The organism is Mesorhizobium sp. M7D.F.Ca.US.004.03.1.1 (genome assembly GCF_003998635.1).
GTDB classification, from domain to species: Bacteria; Pseudomonadota; Alphaproteobacteria; order Rhizobiales; family Rhizobiaceae; genus Mesorhizobium; species Mesorhizobium loti.
The window spans coordinates 1-2663 of record NZ_RZQG01000821.1 but is presented as its reverse complement, the minus strand read 5'-3'; the positions used below and the strand labels follow the sequence as shown (position 1 = coordinate 2663).

Annotated in this window: 3 protein-coding genes; 1 reads left to right on the top strand and 2 read right to left on the bottom strand. The window is 64.0% G+C overall.

Annotated elements, in window-relative coordinates:
• A partial coding sequence (locus EN935_RS30375) for an FAD-dependent oxidoreductase (RefSeq protein ID WP_164771464.1) occupies nucleotides 1–413 on the bottom strand: 413 nt, incomplete at its 3' end.
• A gap of 239 nt (nucleotides 414–652) precedes the next feature.
• On the opposite strand from EN935_RS30375, the gene EN935_RS30370 reads away from it, so the two are divergent.
• A complete protein-coding gene (locus EN935_RS30370) occupies nucleotides 653–2245 on the top strand; it encodes a peptide chain release factor 3 (protein ID WP_127262831.1) in 1593 nt (530 codons plus the stop codon).
• Between the two features lie 247 nt (nucleotides 2246–2492).
• Here EN935_RS30370 and EN935_RS30365 read toward each other — a convergent pair.
• Nucleotides 2493–2663, bottom strand: a 171-nt coding sequence (locus EN935_RS30365; RefSeq protein WP_206534603.1) for a VOC family protein, incomplete at its 5' end; no start/stop codon positions are given.

Sequence of the window (2663 nt, the reverse complement as noted above, 5' to 3'; positions counted from 1 at the left end):
GCCACATACAGGGCAAAATCCGGCAGCTCGGTGAGATTGGGTTCGATGCGCGCAGCACCGGCGCGGTCGACGTGCTCGATGCCGTAGCCCCAGGCGGAATGCTCAGTGGCATAGGTTTCCATGTCGGCCGCCGACAAATCCCAGCACAGGCCGCCGCACCAGCTCAGCGGCAGGCCGGGCAGGTCCCGCGCCAGCCGCGTCCACTCGGCCATTGCGCGGGTGCGCAGCCTGAAATACGGCTCCGGATTGCCCCAGCTGGCGTTGATCCAGGCAAACGAATTTGGCGTCGCCACCCCACCGGCAGCACTGTCGGCAATGACCACCACCCGCGCACCCGCTCTGCTCAGATGCCAGGCGATGGAGGCGCCGATGATGCCGGCGCCGATGACGATCACTTGTTTTGCGGCGCTCATGCTCGCTCCTCTTCCCTAGCGACTTCTGACGGGCGTTCATCCAAGTGCCATCCTGGCAGCCGCTTGCCAACATCGCGCAGCGCGAAATATGCGGCAATGCGCTGGCCCGAGCCATAGCACGACTGAGCTGCATGCTCTGACTGTGAGGCGGCAACCAGCAGCGTTCGAGCCGCCGGACCGGTCGACAGCCCGGCACTGCGCTGCTAGAAGCCCGGCCTGTCACACGGAAATCCCAGAGAATGCCCGAAGCAATAGAAGAAGAAGTGGCGCGCCGCCGCACCTTCGCGATCATCGCGCACCCGGACGCCGGCAAGACCACGCTCACCGAAAAGCTGCTGCTGTTCGGCGGCGCCATCCAGCTTGCCGGCGAGGTCAAGGCCAAGAAGGACAAGATCCAGACGCGGTCGGACTGGATGAAGATCGAGCGCGAGCGCGGCATTTCGGTCGTCACTTCGGTGATGACCTTCGAGTATGAGGACAATGTCTTCAACCTGCTCGACACGCCCGGGCACGAGGATTTCGCCGACGACACCTACCGCACGCTATCGGCGGTCGACTCGGCCGTCATGGTCATCGATGCCGCCAAGGGCATCGAGCCGCGCACGCTGAAACTGTTCGAGGTCTGCCGGCTGCGCGACATCCCGATCATCACCTTCGTCAACAAGATGGACCGCGAAAGTCGCGACCCATTCGAGATACTCGACGAGATCGAGCAGAAGCTGGCGCTGGACACCGCGCCGATCACCTGGCCGATCGGCCGCGGCAAGACGTTCTCTGGCACCTACCATCTGGCGCTGAACGCCGTGCGCAAGGGCGACGATGAGAAGGAACGCACGCCGGTCAACGGTCCCGATTCCAACCGCGTTGCCGGGCTGCTGCCGGAGAACGAGCGCGAAACCTTTATTGAGGAGCTGGAACTGGCGCGCGAAGCCTGCCGGCCGCTCGACATCGACGCTTTTCGCGAGGGCCATCTGACGCCGGTCTATTTCGGCTCCGCGTTGCGCAATTATGGCGTCCGCGACCTGATCGAGGCGCTCGGCGCCTTCGGGCCGCCGCCGCGTGCGCAGGAGGCTGACACCCGCAAGGTCGAGGCGACCGAGGAGAAGATGACGTCCTTCGTCTTCAAGATCCAGGCCAACATGGACCCCAACCACCGCGACCGCATCGCCTTCGTCCGTGTCTGTTCGGGCAAGCTCGAGCGCGGCATGAAGGCCAAGCTGGTGCGCACGGGAAAGCCGATGTCGCTGTCGGCGCCGCAGTTCTTCTTTGCCCGCACCCGCGTCACCGCCGACGAGGCCTTTGCCGGCGATGTCGTCGGGATCCCCAACCACGGCACGCTGCGCATCGGCGACACGCTGACCGAAGGCGAGGAGATACTGTTCCGCGGCGTGCCGAATTTCGCGCCGGAAATCCTGCGCCGCGTCCGCCTCGGCGACGCGATGAAGGCCAAGAAGCTCAAGGAAGCGCTGCACCAGATGGCCGAGGAGGGCGTCGTGCAGCTGTTCTCGCCCGAGGACGGCTCGCCGGCCATCGTCGGCGTCGTCGGGGCGCTGCAGCTCGACGTGTTGAAGGAGCGGCTGAACTTCGAATACACGCTGCCGGTCGAATTCGAGATGTCACGCTTTTCTGTCTGCCGCTGGATATCGGCCGATGACAAGGCCGAGGTGCTGCGTTTCATCGAGGCGCATCGCGGCGACATCGCCCGCGATCTCGACAATGATCCTGTGTTCCTGGCCCAGCACGCCTTTTCGCTGAATTACGAAGCGGAACGCTGGAAGGCGATCAAGTTTGCCACCATCAAGGACTATCAGGTCCGCGACAGAGCGGCTTGAAGTTCTCCCTTCTCCCCGTTTTACGGGGAGAAGGTGCCCGAAGGGCGGATGAGGGGCAGCGCCGACCTCAAGGACCAATGGGCTCCTATGCCCCCGACCCGTCGCAGGCTCCCAGCCCTTCGGGCGTTCAGCCCCTTCAAAAAGGCCCACTGGACCTTTTGATCCGCCCGAAGGCGGACCGGGTCTTCACCGTTCGAAGCTCGAAAAGCCAAGCAATTGGCTTTTCGTCCGCTACGCGGACCGCTTCTCACCCCTTCGCCGCCTCTTCGATCTTGGCGATGTCGATCTTGCTCATCTGCATCATCGCCGACATCACGCGGCCGGCCTTGGCCCGGTCCGGATCCAGAAGCAGGCGCGGCAGTTGCTCCGGCACAACCTGCCAGGAGATACCGAACTTGTCCTTCAGCCAGCTGCATTG

Coding starts and splice junctions, on each gene's coding strand:
- EN935_RS30370 (WP_127262831.1), top strand. CDS start 653: ATGCCCGAAGCAATAGAAGAAGAAGTGGCGCGCCGCCGCACCTTCGCG.